This is a genomic window from Parvimonas sp. oral taxon 393 str. F0440 (assembly GCA_000223315.2).
In the GTDB taxonomy this organism is placed as follows: Bacteria; Bacillota; Clostridia; order Tissierellales; family Peptoniphilaceae; genus Parvimonas.
This window is the reverse complement of sequence record AFUS01000005.1, coordinates 579,769-597,228: the sequence shown is the minus strand read 5'-3', so window position 1 is coordinate 597,228 and position 17,460 is coordinate 579,769. Positions and strand designations below refer to the sequence as shown.

19 protein-coding genes are annotated in these 17,460 nt (G+C 28.5%); all 19 read left to right on the top strand.

The window, feature by feature from the left end; all coding sequences use genetic code 11:
* The coding region (locus HMPREF9127_RS07355; RefSeq protein ID WP_009448984.1) for a Cna B-type domain-containing protein at positions 1-2,649 on the top strand (2,649 nt) is incomplete at its 5' end.
* 172 nt (positions 2,650-2,821) lie between these two features.
* Complete coding sequence (locus tag HMPREF9127_RS07350; RefSeq protein WP_009449037.1) at positions 2,822-3,304, top strand: GNAT family N-acetyltransferase; 483 nt, start codon at positions 2,822-2,824, stop codon at positions 3,302-3,304.
* Between the two features lie 35 nt (positions 3,305-3,339).
* A complete protein-coding gene (locus tag HMPREF9127_RS07345) occupies positions 3,340-3,705 on the top strand; it encodes a hypothetical protein (protein ID WP_009449145.1) in 366 nt (121 codons plus the stop codon).
* A 24-nt stretch (positions 3,706-3,729) separates the two neighbouring features.
* Positions 3,730-4,254 carry a GNAT family N-acetyltransferase gene (locus tag HMPREF9127_RS07340; RefSeq protein ID WP_009448513.1) on the top strand — a complete coding sequence of 175 codons (525 nt, stop codon included), beginning with the start codon at positions 3,730-3,732 and terminating at the stop codon, positions 4,252-4,254.
* Positions 4,255-4,441: 187 nt separating this feature from the next.
* Positions 4,442-5,185, top strand: a complete 744-nt coding sequence (locus HMPREF9127_RS07335; protein WP_009449009.1) for a YybS family protein — start codon at positions 4,442-4,444, stop codon at positions 5,183-5,185.
* A 97-nt stretch (positions 5,186-5,282) separates the two neighbouring features.
* Positions 5,283-7,280, top strand: coding sequence for a DHH family phosphoesterase (locus HMPREF9127_RS07330; RefSeq protein WP_009448669.1), 1,998 nt, complete (start codon positions 5,283-5,285; stop codon positions 7,278-7,280).
* Positions 7,261-7,707, top strand: a complete 447-nt coding sequence (gene rplI, locus HMPREF9127_RS07325) for a 50S ribosomal protein L9 (protein ID WP_009448514.1) — start codon at positions 7,261-7,263, stop codon at positions 7,705-7,707. The genes HMPREF9127_RS07330 and rplI overlap by 20 nt, the downstream gene beginning before the upstream one ends.
* Positions 7,708-7,710: 3 nt before the next feature.
* Complete coding sequence (gene dnaB / locus HMPREF9127_RS07320; protein ID WP_009448928.1) at positions 7,711-9,033, top strand: replicative DNA helicase; 1,323 nt, start codon at positions 7,711-7,713, stop codon at positions 9,031-9,033.
* Positions 9,026-9,637: a GNAT family N-acetyltransferase gene (locus HMPREF9127_RS07315; RefSeq protein ID WP_009448644.1), complete on the top strand. Its 612-nt coding sequence runs from the start codon at positions 9,026-9,028 to the stop codon at positions 9,635-9,637. The genes dnaB and HMPREF9127_RS07315 overlap by 8 nt, the downstream gene beginning before the upstream one ends.
* Positions 9,621-10,376: a DnaD domain-containing protein gene (locus HMPREF9127_RS07310; RefSeq protein ID WP_009449096.1), complete on the top strand. Its 756-nt coding sequence runs from the start codon at positions 9,621-9,623 to the stop codon at positions 10,374-10,376. The genes HMPREF9127_RS07315 and HMPREF9127_RS07310 overlap by 17 nt, the downstream gene beginning before the upstream one ends.
* A 2-nt stretch (positions 10,377-10,378) precedes the next feature.
* On the top strand, positions 10,379-11,359 hold the full coding sequence (locus tag HMPREF9127_RS07305; RefSeq protein WP_009449020.1) for an ATP-binding protein: 981 nt from the start codon (positions 10,379-10,381) through the stop codon (positions 11,357-11,359).
* 9 nt (positions 11,360-11,368) lie between these two features.
* Positions 11,369-12,553: an AI-2E family transporter gene (locus tag HMPREF9127_RS07300; protein ID WP_009448562.1), complete on the top strand. Its 1,185-nt coding sequence runs from the start codon at positions 11,369-11,371 to the stop codon at positions 12,551-12,553.
* A 2-nt stretch (positions 12,554-12,555) separates the two neighbouring features.
* Entirely contained in the window at positions 12,556-13,821 is a 1,266-nt protein-coding gene (gene serS, locus HMPREF9127_RS07295; RefSeq protein ID WP_009448511.1) for a serine--tRNA ligase, read from the top strand.
* 9 nt (positions 13,822-13,830) lie between these two features.
* Entirely contained in the window at positions 13,831-14,859 is a 1,029-nt protein-coding gene (locus HMPREF9127_RS07290) for a D-alanyl-D-alanine carboxypeptidase family protein (protein ID WP_009448614.1), read from the top strand.
* Positions 14,832-15,005, top strand: coding sequence for a hypothetical protein (locus HMPREF9127_RS09875; protein ID WP_141557550.1), 174 nt, complete (start codon positions 14,832-14,834; stop codon positions 15,003-15,005). Before HMPREF9127_RS07290 ends, HMPREF9127_RS09875 begins: the two co-directional genes overlap by 28 nt.
* Before the next feature lie 213 nt (positions 15,006-15,218).
* Positions 15,219-15,683, top strand: coding sequence for an 8-oxo-dGTP diphosphatase (locus HMPREF9127_RS07285; RefSeq protein WP_009448690.1), 465 nt, complete (start codon positions 15,219-15,221; stop codon positions 15,681-15,683).
* 17 nt (positions 15,684-15,700) lie between these two features.
* Entirely contained in the window at positions 15,701-16,582 is an 882-nt protein-coding gene (locus HMPREF9127_RS07280; RefSeq protein WP_009448779.1) for a DMT family transporter, read from the top strand.
* Between the two features lie 90 nt (positions 16,583-16,672).
* On the top strand, positions 16,673-17,083 hold the full coding sequence (locus HMPREF9127_RS09635; RefSeq protein ID WP_009448837.1) for a pseudouridine synthase: 411 nt from the start codon (positions 16,673-16,675) through the stop codon (positions 17,081-17,083).
* A gap of 161 nt (positions 17,084-17,244) precedes the next feature.
* Positions 17,245-17,379: a pseudouridine synthase family protein gene (locus tag HMPREF9127_RS09630; protein WP_255261740.1), complete on the top strand. Its 135-nt coding sequence runs from the start codon at positions 17,245-17,247 to the stop codon at positions 17,377-17,379.
* Positions 17,380-17,460 lie beyond the last annotated feature (81 nt).

The window sequence follows — 17,460 nt, the reverse complement described above, 5'->3', positions numbered from 1 at the left end:
ACATCAGTAAAAGTAACAAAGGCTTGGGAAGATAAAGATAACCAAGACGGAAAGAGACCTACAAGTGTAACAATTAAGTTATTTGCAAACGGACAACCAACTAATAAAACTATTACTTTAACAAAAGAAAATGGTTGGAAGGGAAGTTTTGACAATCTTGATGAATACAAAGACGGTAAAAAGATTGATTATTCAATTGAAGAAGAAGATGTTGGAAACGGATATGCAGGTTTTATCACACAAACTTCAGAAACTGAATTCAATGTAATCAATAAAAGAGAACCGGAAAAGACATTTGTAGAAGGAAGTAAGACTTGGGATGATAAAAATGACCAAGACGGAAAGAGACCAAAAGAAATTAAGATTAATCTGTTAAAGAATGGAACTAAAATAGCTACAAAGACAGTTACAAAAGCAGATGATTGGAAATGGAAATTTGAAGATCTTGACAAGTATGAAAATGGAGAAGTAATCAAATACACAATTACAGAAGAACAAGTAGAAGGTTATACAACAGTAGTAACAGGACATAATGTTAAGAATTCATATACACCGGGAAAGACATCAGTACAAGTAACAAAGGCTTGGGAAGATAAGAACAACCAAGACGGAAAAAGACCTGCAAGTGTAACAATTAAGTTACTTGCAAATGGAGTAGAAACAGGTGATAAACTTACTTTAACAGAAGCAAACAACTGGACAGGAAGTTTCACAGATCTTGATGAATACAAAGACGGTAAAAAGATTGATTATACTGTTAAGGAAGAAACTGTAGGAAACGGATATGAAAGTAAAGTTACAGGAAGTGCAAAAGAAGGCTTTACAGTAACAAATACAAGAGAACCTGAAAAGACATTTGTAGAAGGAAGTAAGACTTGGGATGATAAAGAAAACCAAGACGGAAAGAGACCGAAAGAAATTAAGATTAATCTGTTAAAGAATGGAACTAAAATAGCTACAAAGACAGTTACAAAAGCAGATGATTGGAAATGGAGATTTGAAAATCTTGACAAATATGAAAATGGAGAATTAATCAACTACACAATCGTAGAAGAAAAGGTAGAAGGTTATACAACAGAAGTAGAAGGACATAATGTTAAGAACTCATACACACCGGGAAAGACATCAGTACAAGTAACAAAGGCTTGGGAAGATAAAAATAACCAAGACGGAGTAAGACCTGCAAGTGTAACAGTTAGATTATTAGCTGACGGACAACCAACAGATAAAACTCTTACTTTAACAGAAGCAAATAACTGGACAGGAAGTTTCACAGATCTTGATGAATACAAAGCCGGAAAGAAAATAGAATATACTGTAAAAGAAGAAGCTGTAGGAAATGACTATACAAGTGTAATTACAGGAAGTGCTAAAGACGGCTTTACAGTAACAAACACAAGAGAACCTGAAAAGACAGAAGTAGAAGGAAGTAAGACTTGGAAAGACAATAATAACCAAGACGGAAAGAGACCAAAAGAAATTAAGATTAATCTGTTAAAGAACGGAACTGTAGTAGAAACAAAGACAGTAACAGAAAAAGACGGTTGGAAATGGAAATTTGAAAATCTTGATAAATTTGAAGCCGGACAATTAATCAACTATACAATAACTGAAGAAAAGGTTGAAGAATATACAACAGAAGTAAAAGGAAACGATGTTGTAAATACACATACACCGGGAAAGACATCAGTACAAGTAACAAAGGCTTGGAAAGATAATAATAACCAAGACGGAGTAAGACCTGGAATAGTAACAGTTAGATTGATAGCTGATGGAGTAGAAACAGATAAGACAGTAACTTTAACAAAAGATAATAACTGGACAGGAAGTTTCACAGACCTTGATGAATACAAAGACGGAAAGAAAATAGAATATACTGTAAGAGAAGAAAATAGTTGGAAACGGATATACAAGTGTAGTACAAAAACAGGAGAAAATAACTTTACAGTAACAAATACAAGAGAACCTGAAAAGACATTTGTAGAAGGAAGTAAGACTTGGGATGATAAAGAAAACCAAGACGGAAAGAGACCAACAGAAATAACAGTAAATCTATTAAAGAACGGAACAAAAGTAGCTACAAAGAAAGTTACTGAAAAAGATGGCTGGAAATGGAAATTTGAAAATCTTGACAAATATGAAAATGGAGAATTAATCAACTACACAATCGTAGAAGAAAAGGTAGAAGGTTATACAACAGAAGTAGAAGGATACAATGTTAAGAACTCATACACACCTGGAAAGACATCAGTACAAGTAACAAAGGCTTGGAAAGATAATAATGACCAAGATAAGAAGAGACCTGATAGTGTAACAATAGAATTACTAGCAGATGGAAAAGAAACAGGAAAGAAAGTTGTATTAACAAAAGAAAATAACTGGACAGGAAGTTTCACAGACCTTGACGAATATAAAGACGGAAAGAAAATAGAATATACAGTTAAGGAAAAAGCGGTAGGAAATGGATATAAGAGTGTAATTACAGGAAATGCAAAAGAAGGATTTGTAGTAACAAATGTAAGAACACCAAAACCAAGAATACCAAAGACAGGAGCAGGAAGTAATTCAGCACTATACACAGTATTATTGGGATTATCAGGAACAGCATTATTCTCAGTATTTAGAAGAAAGAGAAAAGAAGAATTATAAGATTTCAAAAACTTTTAAATAAGAAGAGATAAAAAATACAATATTGATTGTTGTTAATCGGAGGACATCTTTTGAGATGTTCTCCTTTTTTGTATAAAATTTTTTATATTATATAAATATGCTATTTTTTATGATATAATAATTATAAATTAATTAAACTTTGGAGGAAGTTATGCTTCATATAGAAAATGTAAACAGAAAAAATATATGGGAAATACTTAAATTAAAGGTATCTGAATCACAAAAAAATTTTGTTGCATCTAATGATGTAAGCATTATTGAAGCATATTTAACTATTACTGCAAATGGTGTTGCTTTTCCCTTTGGAATCTATAATAACGATATACCGATTGGTTTTTTGATGATTGGCTATGATGTGGATGAAACTTGGGAAAATGTTCCAAATATAGCAAAGGGAAACTATAATCTTTGGCGTTTGATGATTGATGAGACTTATCAACAAAAAGGTTTTGGAAAAAAAGCTATGAGAATTGCTTTGGATTTTATTAAATCATTTCCTTGTGGTAAAGCAGAATATTGTTGGTTGTCTTATGAACCCGAAAATAAAACTGCTAAAGAGTTGTATCATTCGTTTGGTTTCGTAGAAAATGGTGATATGGATGGAGATGAAGTTATTGCAATACTAAAACTTTAGGATAGACGAAATATAAATTTATAGGAGAATCAGATATGACAAAAGAGGAAAGAGCAAAAAAATGGTTTAAGAATATTTCAAATTCAGAAAATATAAATATGGAGAAAAAAGTAGAGATATGTAATGTTGCTGCAAGATGGACAGCTCTTATATTTATAGGATTAGTTATGGTAGAGTTTGTTTTGTTATCAATGGTAAATAATGGAGTAATTTTAAATTATTTAGCTGATATTTTAAATGGAATGAGCAAGGATTTACATGGTAGAGGTCAATATAAAATTTTAGCAATTGCGGGAGTGACATTTTCTTTGCCTCTTATAATTTTACCTTTAATTATTGCTATTACTTTTAGAAATAAATATATTAAATCTAAAGCAGAAAATTATTTGTATAGAAAATAAAATTATCACAAACTGAGGCTTTATATGAATATTAGATTTGAAAGAGGATTAAGAAAAGAAAATGCCACTATCTTATGTAAATGGTCAAATGACAGAGGAGATGCTTTTCAAGAACAATGGATGGGACTAAAAATTTCATATCCTTTGACTTATGATAAAATTAAAGAAATGGAAAATATATTTTCTATATTCAATGAGGATGAATTTTTGGGAATAATTCAGCAAATAAGAGTTGAAAAAGATAATATACACATTGGTAGATTTATGATAAATCCCAAAAAGCAAGGAATGGGTTTTGGAAAAGAGGCAATAAGAGGTTTTATAGATTTGATTTTTAAAGATGAAAGTATAAAAAGTATTTCTTTAAATGTTTTTGATTCTAATAAGAACCCCACCCTTCCACGATGCTTTGCATCGGGTGGGTTCCCGGGAACCTTGTTGTTTCACAATAAAAATGCAAGAAATATTTATACTAAACTGGGCTTTGAAATTGATGAAGTTATTGAAACACCAAAACTTAAATATTTAATGAAAAAATATAGACAATAAAATTTTTAAAACAGCAATTCAAATTGATTGCTGTTTTTCTTTTCCAAAATTAAATTTACAACGCATTTATTTATAATCAGAAATATGATATAATAAAAGTACCTTTATGCCTTGAAATAAATATAGATTTTTCATAAAGCATTGAGGAATATTTTATTAAAAAATGATTTTGATATAGAGGTATAAAATGCAAGATAGAAAAGTATTTTTATATTATTTTTTAGCTGTAGGAATGATTTTATTTCCTATTTTAAATTTATTAAGTTTTGTGCCCATGGTTATTTTATATAAGAAATCGAACTTTAGGACTTATGTTTTATTCTCCGGACTGTTTTTCGTGTTATCTTTATTTGTTTTGGGGAATTTTACTTCATTAATACCTATTTTTATTTCTTTTATAATGATAAAAGGTATGGATGCCAATAAAGACGGATATGTTATTTTACTTGGAAGCTCTCTTGCTATGACTATTCTTATAGTAAGTGATTTCATGCTTTTAAAATTAAATGCAAATTCTTATGAAACATTTTTAAAAGTTATGACTGAATTTTTAGAATCTTATCCTAATTATAAAGAAGTTTTAAATATAGAAAGTGTTGAAGTTTTTGTAAATAAAATGATGACGATTTATCCTTCAGTTTCTTTTGGAATTTCTTTTATATTTTGTGCTTTGGGTTATTCGTTTTTATCTAAAAGAGTATATAAATTTGATAGAAATTCAGATGATTTCATAACACCATTTGATTTTAAGTTTGCATTTTTCAGTATAGCAATTTTAGCTGTAATGATTTTTGTAAATATTAATGGTGTAGAAAAATTTTATGAGGTTTATTTGATTTGCTTAAATTTACTTATAGCATTTATTAGTATTATGATAGTTCAAGGTTTTATAAAGTTAAATGCATTACTAAGTAAAAAACAAATAAAATAGTGGCAAATATTCTAAGTTTTATTTCAATATTTTTTGCTATTATTTATTCAGTATATTTTATTTATGGAATTTATAGTTCAATTAAGCGAGGTGTGAAATGGGAAAGAAATTAGTTAAATTATCAGATTTTTATGTTTTATTTTTATTTATGATGATAATTTCGGCTTTTGTACTTTATTTTCAATTTATATTTGGGATTATATCCTTTTTATTAACTTTGATTTCATTTGTTTTAATTTTATATTATGTAAAGAATAAAAATGTGGAATATGAAAATGATGTAAATCGATATAGAGATTCTCTAGATAATATTGCAAGTGAAGTTGTTTATAAGATGCCATTTCCTGTAGCTGTATTGAATAATAAAGGTAGAGTTAAATGGTATAGTCCGGAATTTTCAGCACTTTTTTCAGGACAAGATATTGTAGGAATTGATATAAATTCAGAAATTTCAAATTTTGATATTGCTGAAGTTTTAAAAGAGGGTTCCGGAAAAGCAAGTTGGGAAACAGAAAAATTTAATTATATTGTTTATTATAATGTAGTAAAAGATGAAGATAATGGCGATGTAAATGTAATTATTTATTTAATAGACAATTTAGAATTTTCAAAACTTGAAAAGCAATATGAAGATGAAACTTTAAATTCAATTTTAGTTTATATTGATAATTATGAGGATGTAAGAAGTAATACTAAAGAAGATTTTAGAACTTTGTTACTTGCTGAAATGGATAAGACTATAATAAGCTATTTCTCAAGTTTAGGTGCAATTGTCAGAAAGTATGATTCAGGAAAATACATTATTATATCAAATAATTCAATTTTACGAAAAATTAAAAATGATAAATTCAGTGTAATGGAAAAATTAAAAGCTATAGAAGTTTCCGGGAAAATAAAGCCGACTTTAAGTATAGGGGTTGGACTTGGAGGAAATAATCCTTTTGAAAGATATAAGGAAGCTTTAACTGCTCTTGATATGGCATTAGGACGTGGAGGAGCACAAATTGTCTTTAAAAATGGAGAAGATTTAGAATTTTTCGGTGGTAAAAATAGTAAAGGTGTAGAAAGAAATAAGGTAAAGGCAAGGGTTATTTCTCAAGCACTTGAAGGTATAATAAGAGAATCTTCAGAAGTTTTTGTAATGGGACATAAGAATCCTGATATGGACTGTTTTGGAGCGGGACTTGGAGTAATGGCAATTTGTAAGGAATTGAAGAAAGATTGCTATATGGTTTTAGAAGATGTTCCTATTACAATTAGAAATGTGTATGACAGAGTTAGAGTTGGGAATCCTGAATATATTGATATGATGATTTCTCCCGAAAAAGCTTATGATATTTGTAGAGATACAAGTTTAGTTATTTTGGTTGATAATTCCAGAAAACTTTCAACAGAAGCACCATATTTATTAGATGTTACTTCAAAAATTGTTGTAGTAGATCATCATAGAATCGGAAAAGATTTTGTTGAAAATTCAATGCTGACTTATCTTGAGCCTTATGCATCATCCGCTTGTGAACTTGTAACTGAAATAATTTATTATATGTTTGAAAAAATTGATTTGGATAAATTAATTGCAGAAGCTTTACTTGCCGGAATTGTAGTAGATACTAAAAATTTCTATTATCAAACAGGAGTAAGAACTTTTGAAATGGCGTCATTCTTGAAACGTTTTGGAGCTGACAGTATTGCAGTTAAACATCTTTTCAAAGATAATTTCAATACAATTAAATTAAAATCAAATGTTTTATCTAACGCGATTTCATATAGAAATTACATTTGTATTGGAGTTTTTCCTGAAGAAATTGAGGAGTCAATGTTAATTGCGGCACAGGCTGCAGACGATTTGCTTGGCGTTTTAGATATAGAATGCAGTTTTGTTTTAACTAGAGTTTCAGGACAAATCCATATAAGTGGAAGAAGTCTTGGTAAAATTTCAGTTCAATTAATTTTAGAAAAAATAGGTGGTGGAGGACATTATACTTCTGCCGGAGCAAGACTTGATTGTTCTATGGATGAAGCAATTGAGAGATTAAAGAAAGCTATAGATGAATATTTATTGGAGGAAGATATAGATGAAAGTAATTTTAATTAAAGATGTAAAGAGTTTTGGGAAAGCAGGAGAACTTGTTAATGCTAAGACAGGTTATGCAAGAAATTTTTTAATTCCAAATGGATTGGCTAAAGAAGCTACTAAAGAAAATCTTGAAATTTGGGAAAAAGAACAAGCTGAATTAAAGAGAATTGAAGCTGAAAATATAAAAAATGCAAAAGAGTTAAAAGATGTTTTAGAAAAATTAGAAGTTGTTATAAAGACTAAAACAGGAAATGGTGATAAACTATTTGGTTCGATAACTTCTCAAGACATCAGTGATGCTTTGAAGAAACAACATAAAATTGAAATTGATAAAAGAAAAATAGAATTAAAGGAAAATATAAAATCACTTTGCACTTTGACTGTGCCTGTTAGGGTTTATCCTGAAATAGTTGCAACGGTTAAAGTTTCTATTGAAAAGGAGTAATTTATGCATAATATTTACGACTTAGAAGCTGAAAAATGCGTCTTGTCGATAATGATTACAGAGCCAAATAAAAGGGAATATGTTTTTGAAAAATTAAAGAGACAAGATTTTTATTTAGGTTGGCATAAAGATATATTCAGTTCAATCTTGGAATTATCAAGAGAAAATACAAATGTCGATCCTCTTACAGTAATCAATAAAATGGAAGCAATGGGCTTTGATACTGAAGCCAACAATGGAATTGTAGGAGTTGTTGAAATTGTAAATACAGTAGCTTTTTCATCAAATATTGAAAATTACTGTAAAATTGTAAAAGATAAGGCTGATACCAGAAATTTACTTTTTATTCTGGATAATATAAAAGATAGAGCTTATAAAAATGAAGATTATGACAAAGTTTTAAAATCAGTTGAGAGTCAAATTTTTGAATTATCTCAAAATGAAAATAGAACGGGACTTACTCATATAAAAGATACACTTACAGAACTTATAGATATACTGGATAAAAGAAGTAAAAATAAAGGTTCAGTAACCGGTATTCCTACAGGCTTTGCCGATTTGGACAGAGTTTTGCTTGGAATGCAAAGAAAAGATTTAATTTTACTCGCTGCAAGACCTTCCGTTGGTAAAACTGCTTTAGCTGTGAATATCGCTTTAAATGCAGCACAAAAAGATTTTAGAGTTGCAATTTTTTCTTTGGAAATGAGTAAAACACAATTAGCTCAAAGAATGTTAAGTTCTCTTTCTCTTGTAAATTTGAAACAATTGATAAGTGGTGAAATAAGTGAATGGGATGATATTTTTGAAGCCAGTTCCCTAATTGCAGGAAAATCTATTTATATGGATGATACTGCCGGTATTTCCATAACGGAGCTTAGAAGCAAATGTAGAAGACTTAAGGCTGACGGCGGTCTTGACTTTATTATGATAGACTATTTACAACTTATGACTTCTGAAGGTAGAAATGAAAATAGACAACAGGAAATTTCTACGATTTCCAGAAATTTAAAAGCCTTGGCAAAGGAATTGGACGTTCCTATTTTGGCATTGAGTCAATTATCTCGTGATAGTGAAAAGAGCGGAAGAAAACCTAAACTTAGTGACTTAAGAGAATCAGGTGCGATAGAACAGGATGCTGACGTTGTAATTTTACTTTATAGAGAAGATTATCAAAATGAAGAAGCGGAAGTTAAAAATCAAATTGAATTGATTATTGCAAAGCATAGAAATGGGGAAACAGGAACTGTTGAACTTAACTTTATTAAGGAATGTACCAGATTTATTGATTTACAAACTGATAGGGATAAGGAGCTTTTTAATGGATAATTTTTTAATTGAAGATGGTGATATTAAAATTAAAAAATTTGAAAAGAATTATTTAAAGAGTTTTAAAAATTTCTCTCCCTATGATGATATTTTGCTTACCGATTATAATCTTTGTTTTTTGACAGAATCAGATTTAAAAAATTGGGAAAAGAAAATTAAATCAAAGAAGAATAATTATTTTGCAGTTTTCTTAAAAGATATTATGATAGGATATATTTCTATCAGTAGAATAAGTTTTTTGAACAGTAATTTTGAATTATCCCTTAGTTTTGATGAAAAGTTTTGTTCAAAAGGTTATGGTTTTAAATCGTTAAGAATATTTTTAGAATATTATTTTGAAAATTTCGACAAATATTCTATTTGGTTAAATGTAAATGCCTTTAATCAGAGAGCTATAAAACTCTATGAAAAAGTCGGTTTTGAGAAGATAAGTGAATTTCTTGGGGATTTTGAAGTTCAAAAAATGCAAAATTTAAAGAGATATGAAGAAACAAAGGAATATTTTGAAGAAAAAAGCGGAATAATTTATTCCAAAATTTTCACGATGAAATTAGATAGATTAAAATTTTTAGAAAGGTGGGATAGGAGTGGAAATAAGTTTTAAAAAGTCAATAATTCAACCCGGAGTAACTCCTATTGAAAATATGTTTTTGGATAACTACTTGCCAATCGCTGATGAGATTTCGCTAAAAGTTTATTTATTTTTATATAAAAGACTTTTCGGCTCATATAAGAGTGAATTGACAATAGACTCTATAGCAGAGGAGCTTAGATTTTCTAAAGTTCAAATTATGAATGCTCTGAAATATTGGAAAAATAATCAACTATTGGACTATTCTTTGAACGAAGATGGATGTGTAGAAAAAATAGAATTTGTAAACAATTTTGCACTATATGCCGGTGGCATCTATGATGATAATGTAGAAGAAGAAAAAGAAAAACCGATGATTGACAATAGAGAGTATTTTGAAAAAATTGAAGAAATTACCGGTTTAAGTTTAAAGCCTTATGAGATAACTAAAATTATTTCACATATTGAAGAAACCGGACATGGTATGGATTTGGTTTATAAGGCTTATGAGTATGCCAAAAGCATTGGAAAAAGTATGTCGGTAGATTATATTATCGGAATTTTAAGAGTTTGGAAGAGAGATAATAATATTTCAACAGTTGAAGATTTGAAATGTTTTCTTGAAAATAAAGACAAAAATAAAATTAAAAGATATAGTAAAAATACTAAGAAATATATAGAAAAAGAACATATATTAACAGAAGAAGAAAAAAGAGAAAAAATGAAAAACGATGAAAATTCAGCAACATCACAATTGCTCGATAGGTATTAATTATGAATTTAGATGAATTAGTTTTAAAAAGTCTTAGTAAAAGACCTTTATTAAGAGAGAAAATAAAAGAAGAAAGAAGAAGAGAGCTTTATTCTTCTATTGAAAATATTGAAAATTTAATATCGAAGAAAAATGAATTAGCAACTAAAATTATGAAGTCCACACTTTTAAATTTGGATTGTTCAAAAGATAGAGTAGAATTTGAAAAAATTGAAAAAAGCATTGATGAACTACTTTTAAAAAATGGATTTTCAAAAGAATATTTGAATAAATATTATGTTTGTGAAAAATGTAAAGATACAGGATATTATAATGGCTCCGTTTGTAGTTGTATAATGAAAGACTTAGTTGATGATAGAGTTTTAGAGAGCGGATTTTCAAATAAGAAAAGAGAACAAAATTTTTCTAATTTTGATTTTTCTCTATTTGAAGGCAATTTTGAACATGTTAATAGACTTGTAAATTCCAGAGAATATATTGAAAAACTTATAAATTTTTCAAAAGATTATTGTGATAATCTTAAAATTAAAGATTATGGAATATTCTTTTATGGCAAAAGCGGTGCAGGAAAGACATATTTTGCATCTTCAATGGTAAATTATCTCTTAGATAAGGGAAAAAGGGCATGTTTTATAACTGCTACGGAATTTTTTGAACTTATGGCAAATTATAGTTACAGCTTTTATAGAGATAAAAAAGAATTACAAGATAGGATTGATTTTGTAAGGAATGTAAATTTTTTAGTGATTGACGACCTTGGAAATGAAATTTCCAATAAGAATAATAACAGTTTTTTAAGTTCACTTTTAGATTATAGATTCGAAAAGGGTTTAAATACAGTTATAACTTCAAATCTCTCTGAATATGACTTAGCTGAATACTATGATTCCAGAGTTGCAAGTAGAATTAGAGGGAATTTTAAGTTTTTTGTTTTTCCACCTTCTGATTTAAGAGAAAAAATTAGTAAAAATATGAAATTATAGGAGGTAGTTATGAAATTTAACTGGGAACAAAAGAATACAGTAAATGTTATAACAGGTGTTTTAATATTTACTATTTCCATACTTTGTTATTTTATATTTTCAAATATGAAATCCATAATTTCATATACTGCTAATATAAAATATATTTTGATGCCTTTTATATTAGGTGGAGCGATTGCATATATTTTAAACTTTTTTGTAAAATTTTTTGAAAATATATTTTTAAATTTTGAGTTTTTTAAAAAACAAAAGTATAAAAATATTAGAATGTTATCAATGCTTTTAACGTATTTTATATTTTTTGCATTTATAGTTTTACTTTTAAAATACATTATTCCGCAATTTTATTCAAATATAAAACTATTTGTGGACAGGACTCCGTTTTTTATAGATATGGGAGTTGAAAGAGCAAAGTATATGTTGCAAAATATTGAGATAAGTTCGGAAATTAGATCTTTTATCAATGGTAAATTGACGGAGTTTGCAACTTTTTCTACAACATTTTTAACAGATATGATTCCTTGGGTTGCAACTTTTGCAACAAGGGTTATATCCTTGTTTTTAAATATAATTTTAGCTATAATAATATCGGGGTATTTGCTATATGATAAGGAAAATTTTTCAAGAATTTTGAAAAAATTTATGATAGCAGTTTTTCCCGAAAAATCAAATAGAATTACTTTTAAAATTGTAAAAAGGTTCGACTATACTTTAAGATCCTATCTTTTGGCAAAGGGAATTGGAGCGATAATTGTAGGAATAACTTTTTATATAATTTTATTAATTATGAAACTTGACTATGCACTTTTATTTGCATTTACACTAGGTTTTACAAATTTAATTCCATGGTTTGGATGTTATCTTGGAGCAATACCGATAGTTATTGTATTACTTTTCACTTCAACATTTAATACTGCTTTATGGTTTGTAATAATTGTAGTGATAGTATCTATGATAGATGCAAATGTAATATCTCCTAGAGTTTCAGGAAAGAGTTTAGGCATAAGTTCATTTTGGGTTATCTTTGCACTTGTGCTGGGCGGTAGTCTATTTGGAGTTATAGGATTTTTACTTTCTGTACCGGTGTTTGTAGTAATTTATACAACATTGAAGGAATATATAGAAAGTAGATTGGAGAAAAAAGGATATTCTGTAAAAAATCCTGCTGAAGAGTTTGAAAAGAAAGAGGTATAATTATGTTAGATATAAGAAGAATTAGAATGAATAAAGAAGAAGTTATTGAAAGTTTAAATTCAAGATTTGGAAATTATAATATAGATAAAGTTCTTGAGCTTGACGAAAAGAGAAGAGAAATAATTTTTGAAGTTGAAAATAAAAAAGCGAGACAAAATGAAGTTTCAAAACAAGTTCCAAAGTTAAAAAAAGAGGGAGTAGATGTTTCAGAACTTTTTAAAGAAATGAAATTACTTTCTGATGAAATTAAAGAGCTTGACATTAAAGTAAAAGATTTGGATGAAGAAATTAGAAAAGCACTTTTAAGTATTCCTAATACACCAAATAAAGATATTCCGATTGGAAAAAGTGATGAAGATAATGTAGAAATCAGAAGATTTTTAGAACCTAAAAAATTTGATTTTGAAGTTAAAGCACATTGGGATTTAGGTGTGGATTTGGATATTTTAGATTTTGAAAGAGCAGTTAAAATATCTGGATCAAGATTTTCAGTATTTAAAGGTTTGGGTGCAAAACTTGAAAGAGCATTAATAAACTTTATGCTTGATTTACATAGTGGACAAGGCTATGAAGAAGTTGGAGTTCCTGTTTTGATTAACAGAAATTCAATGTATGGAACAGGACAACTACCTAAGTTTGAAGATGATATGTTCCATGTTCCTTCAAAGGATTTATTTTTAGCACCAACTGCTGAAGTTCCTGTTACTAATCTTTTAGCAAATGAAATTTTAGAATTTGAAAAACTTCCAACTTACTATACAGCTTTTACTTATTGTTTTAGACAAGAAGCGGGCTCCGCAGGTAGAGATACAAGAGGTTTAATCAGAAATCATCAATTTGATAAAGTTGAAATGGTTAAATTTGTAAATCCTGAAAATAGTTATGATGAATTGGAAAAACTTACAAATGATGCTGAGGAAATTTTAAAACTCTTAGAAATTCCATACAGAGTAGTTTGTTTATGTACTGGAGATATTGGTTTTACAAGTGCAAAGACTTATGATATAGAAGTTTGGATGCCAAGTTACGGAAGATATGTAGAAATTTCTTCTTGCTCAAACTTTGAAGATTTCCAAGCAAGACGTGCTAATATCAGATTTAGAGATGAAGACGGCAAAGTTAAATTCGTTCATACATTAAATGGTTCTGGATTAGCTGTTGGAAGAACTTTTGCAGCAGTTTTGGAAAACTATCAAAGAGAAGATGGAAGTATAGAAATTCCGTATGTTTTAAGAAAATATATGGGTTTGGATGAGATAAGAAAATAGGGGAGTATTATGAAATTTAAAAAAGCATTACTTAGTTTAGTATTAATATTTTCAATTTGTCTTGTAGGGGCTGGAAAGTCTTTTGCAATATTTGGAATTGAAAATAAAACTACTGCATCTTTAATTGGGGATGCTAACTCCGGAGCTTTATTTGTTGCTGAAAATATAGATGAACCTTTATCAATAGCAAGTATTTCAAAACTTATGACTTATTATTTAGTTAAGGAAAGTATTTCCGAAGGCAAAATAAAAATGGAAGATAAAGTTAAAGTTTCTAAAAATGCGAGTTCAGAAGAAGGCTCAAGTTTAGATTTAAAATCAGGAGAACAAATCAGTATTAAAGATTTACTTGATGGGCTTATGATTGTTTCAGGAAATGATTCTGCTGTAGCACTTGCAGAAACCATTGCAGAAACTGAAAGTAAATTTGTAACGATGATGAACGAAAAGGCAAAGGAACTTGGACTTCAAAATTCTACTTTTACAAATGCTTCAGGTCTTATGAAAAATGGTCAAGACAATAAAATGTCAACAAGAGATGTTTTTCTACTTTCAAAAGCTATAATTGAAAAATATCCTGAAGTTTTAGAATATGCAAAAACTACGGTTTTAGAACAACCTTCAAGAAATTTCAAAAAAGAAAGTACGATTCCTCTAGTTGGACAAGTTGAAGGAGTAGACGGTTTAAAGACAGGACATACTGATGAAGCGGGATATTGTTTAGTTTCTACAATGAAAATAAAAAAAGGCGAAAGTGAATTTAGAATAATTTCCGTTTTAATGGGAGCAAAAACTAAAGCTGATAGGGCTCAATATATGAAAGATATGCTAAACTATGCAAAACAAAATATAGAGACCAGAAAAATTATTGATTCACGAAAATTTGTGAAAAAAGTTGAATTAAAATCTTCAAGTCAAGGTTATGTAGAATTGGTTGTTAAAGAAGATGTTGACAGAGTTTCAATGAAAGGAATAAATTATGAAACGGAAGTTAATATCGGAGATGTTAAATTACCTTTAAAAAAGGAGATAAAGTAGGAGAAATCCAAGTTAAAAATTCCAAAGAAGTAATTGCGACAGTTGATTTAGTTGCTAAAGAAGACTATTCAAAGGCTGGAGTACTTACCAGAGTAGGAAGATTCTTCGCAACAATTTTAGAAGTTGTAGAAACTGTTTTACCATAAATATTTTAAAATAAATCCGACTGAATGGTCGGATTTTTTCATTAGTATTATTAGAAGAATTATTAATAGAGTTAGATAAAGAAATTTTTATCACGTAGTTTAATATTTTTTAACTTTTTATTATCTCAATAAAGTTATGTATTGTGTGTTTGCTGTATTAAATGATATAATAATAAAGTATTGTTTATTTTTCATAATATTATTGGAGGATTTATGGAAACTATTTTAGTAAATATGTGTATGATTTATGATAGAGATAAGGATAGAATTTTAATTTTGGATAAAGTAAAGAAACATGGTTGGGAAGGTCTTACTTTTGTCGGAGGACATGTTGAAACGGGAGAAGTCCTATATGATTCCTGTGTTAGAGAAGTTTTTGAAGAAACCGGATTAAATGTAAGGAATTTAAAATTAAAAGGAACTGTCAGCTGGATTGATGAAATTAATAATAAGAGAGAGTTAGGATTTTTATATTATACTGAAGATTTTTCAGGAGAATTGATTGAAAATAATATCGAGGGAAAACTCTTTTGGATGGGAGTTGAAGAATTTAAAAATTCTGATGGAAAGAGTTATAGCATAGATAAAATATTTGATTTATACTTAAATGATGATTATACCGAATTGATGATAAAGTGGAATCAAAACGATGAAATTGTATCTGAAATATTTTTCTAATATAGGAGGAGGTATAGATGAATTTTATTAAAGGTATTATATTTACAATTATTTCTGCATTTGTTTTCGGCTTTACGCCAATACTTGCAAAACTTACTTATGCCGGAGGAAACAATGCTATTACTCTAACATTTTTAAGAGCGTTTTTAGGATTGCCGTTTTTATATGTTGGAATGAGAAAAAATCATACTCCTATGAAGATTACAAAAAGAGAATTTTTTCATTTTATTGCTCTTTCTTTCTTAGGGATAGGAATTACTACGACAGCCCTTTATGGATCATATAATTACATTTCTGTCGGTATGGCAACTACTATACATTTTATCTATCCTTGTGTTGTTTATTTTATTTGTATTTTATTTTTTAAAGAAAAAGTCACTTTAAAGAAGATGTCAGCACTTATTTTTTCAATGATAGGGATTGTGATGTTGGTTGATGATGTTACAGGAGGAAGTACATTCGGAATATTTTTGGCAGCTTTATCAGGTGTAACATATAGTTTATTCTTAGTATATTTGGATAAAAGTGGTTTTAAACATATGGATCCTTTTAAATGTACATTGTATATCAGTTTATTTAATATCGTAGGGATTTTTGTTCTTGGAAAAGTTACAGGGCAACTTACTTTTGGACTTACACCAATGGCTTGGGGACTTACAATTTTAATTTCATTTTTAACTTCAATTTTTGGAAATGCATTTTTACAATTTGGGGTTAAATACTGTGGTGCTACAACAGCCTCAATACTTTGTACTTTTGAACCTATAACAAGTGTAGTTTTGGGGATATTTTTCCTTAACGAATCTATGACTATTTTTAAAGTAATAGGTTGCGGATTGATAGTTTTAGCAGTATTATTATTGTCATTAAATAATGACTTTAGAAGAAAAAGAAAATAGAAAGTGTGTTTTAGTTAAAATACATTTTTGAAAAATATTCATTAAAATACAAAAATATTAAGGATAGCAATAAGCTGATAGTGAGGTAAGATGAAGATAAGAATTGATAGATTTCTCTGTCATATGGGAATTGGTTCGAGAAGTGAAATAAAAAAGTATTTAAAAACTTGTAGAGTAAAGCTTAATGGAAAATTTGAAAAAAGTCCAAATACTCAAGTTGATATTGAAAAAGACGAAATTTTATTTGATGATGAAATTGTAATTTATAAAGAATTTACTTATTTGATGTTGAATAAACCTAAGGACTATATCAGTGCAACCTTTGATTCAAAACTTCCTACAGTTTTGGATTTATTAGAATTTCCATACTCTAATATGGAATTGTTTCCAGTTGGACGACTTGATATAGACACAACAGGTCTTTTGATTTTAACAAATGACGGGAAATTTTCCTACAATGTTACAAATCCGAAGAAAAAAGTAAATAAAAATATTTTGTAACTTTAAGAGATGATATTACAAAGGAACAAATTGAAAATCTTGAAAATGGAATTTACTTTGAAAAAGAAGACTTTACAACGGAAAATGCAAAGGTTGAAGAAATTTCAAAAAGAGAAATTTACCTTACAATTTCTGAAGGAAAATTCCATCAAGTAAAGAGAATGTTGGAATACGTAGGAAATGAAGTTGTAGAACTAAAAAGAGTGAGCATTGGAAATTTGAATTTAGATGAAGAGCTTAAACTTGGAGAGTATCGAGAAATTACAAATAGCGAATTAGAAGAAATATTTAGATAAAGTTTTGATTGTTATCAAAACTTTTTTTATTGTTATTTTTGTGATAAAATAATTATAAGATATTTATTTTTAGGAGTTTTT

Coding starts and splice junctions, on each gene's coding strand:
- serS (WP_009448511.1), top strand. CDS start 12,556: ATGTTAGATATAAGAAGAATTAGAATGAATAAAGAAGAAGTTATTGAA.
- HMPREF9127_RS09630 (WP_255261740.1), top strand. CDS start 17,245: ATGTTGGAATACGTAGGAAATGAAGTTGTAGAACTAAAAAGAGTGAGC.
- HMPREF9127_RS09635 (WP_009448837.1), top strand. CDS start 16,673: ATGAAGATAAGAATTGATAGATTTCTCTGTCATATGGGAATTGGTTCG.
- rplI (WP_009448514.1), top strand. CDS start 7,261: ATGAAAGTAATTTTAATTAAAGATGTAAAGAGTTTTGGGAAAGCAGGA.
- HMPREF9127_RS07305 (WP_009449020.1), top strand. CDS start 10,379: ATGAATTTAGATGAATTAGTTTTAAAAAGTCTTAGTAAAAGACCTTTA.
- HMPREF9127_RS07290 (WP_009448614.1), top strand. CDS start 13,831: ATGAAATTTAAAAAAGCATTACTTAGTTTAGTATTAATATTTTCAATT.
- HMPREF9127_RS07285 (WP_009448690.1), top strand. CDS start 15,219: ATGGAAACTATTTTAGTAAATATGTGTATGATTTATGATAGAGATAAG.
- HMPREF9127_RS07315 (WP_009448644.1), top strand. CDS start 9,026: ATGGATAATTTTTTAATTGAAGATGGTGATATTAAAATTAAAAAATTT.
- HMPREF9127_RS07335 (WP_009449009.1), top strand. CDS start 4,442: ATGCAAGATAGAAAAGTATTTTTATATTATTTTTTAGCTGTAGGAATG.
- dnaB (WP_009448928.1), top strand. CDS start 7,711: ATGCATAATATTTACGACTTAGAAGCTGAAAAATGCGTCTTGTCGATA.
- HMPREF9127_RS07280 (WP_009448779.1), top strand. CDS start 15,701: ATGAATTTTATTAAAGGTATTATATTTACAATTATTTCTGCATTTGTT.
- HMPREF9127_RS07330 (WP_009448669.1), top strand. CDS start 5,283: ATGGGAAAGAAATTAGTTAAATTATCAGATTTTTATGTTTTATTTTTA.
- HMPREF9127_RS07340 (WP_009448513.1), top strand. CDS start 3,730: ATGAATATTAGATTTGAAAGAGGATTAAGAAAAGAAAATGCCACTATC.
- HMPREF9127_RS07345 (WP_009449145.1), top strand. CDS start 3,340: ATGACAAAAGAGGAAAGAGCAAAAAAATGGTTTAAGAATATTTCAAAT.
- HMPREF9127_RS07350 (WP_009449037.1), top strand. CDS start 2,822: ATGCTTCATATAGAAAATGTAAACAGAAAAAATATATGGGAAATACTT.
- HMPREF9127_RS07300 (WP_009448562.1), top strand. CDS start 11,369: ATGAAATTTAACTGGGAACAAAAGAATACAGTAAATGTTATAACAGGT.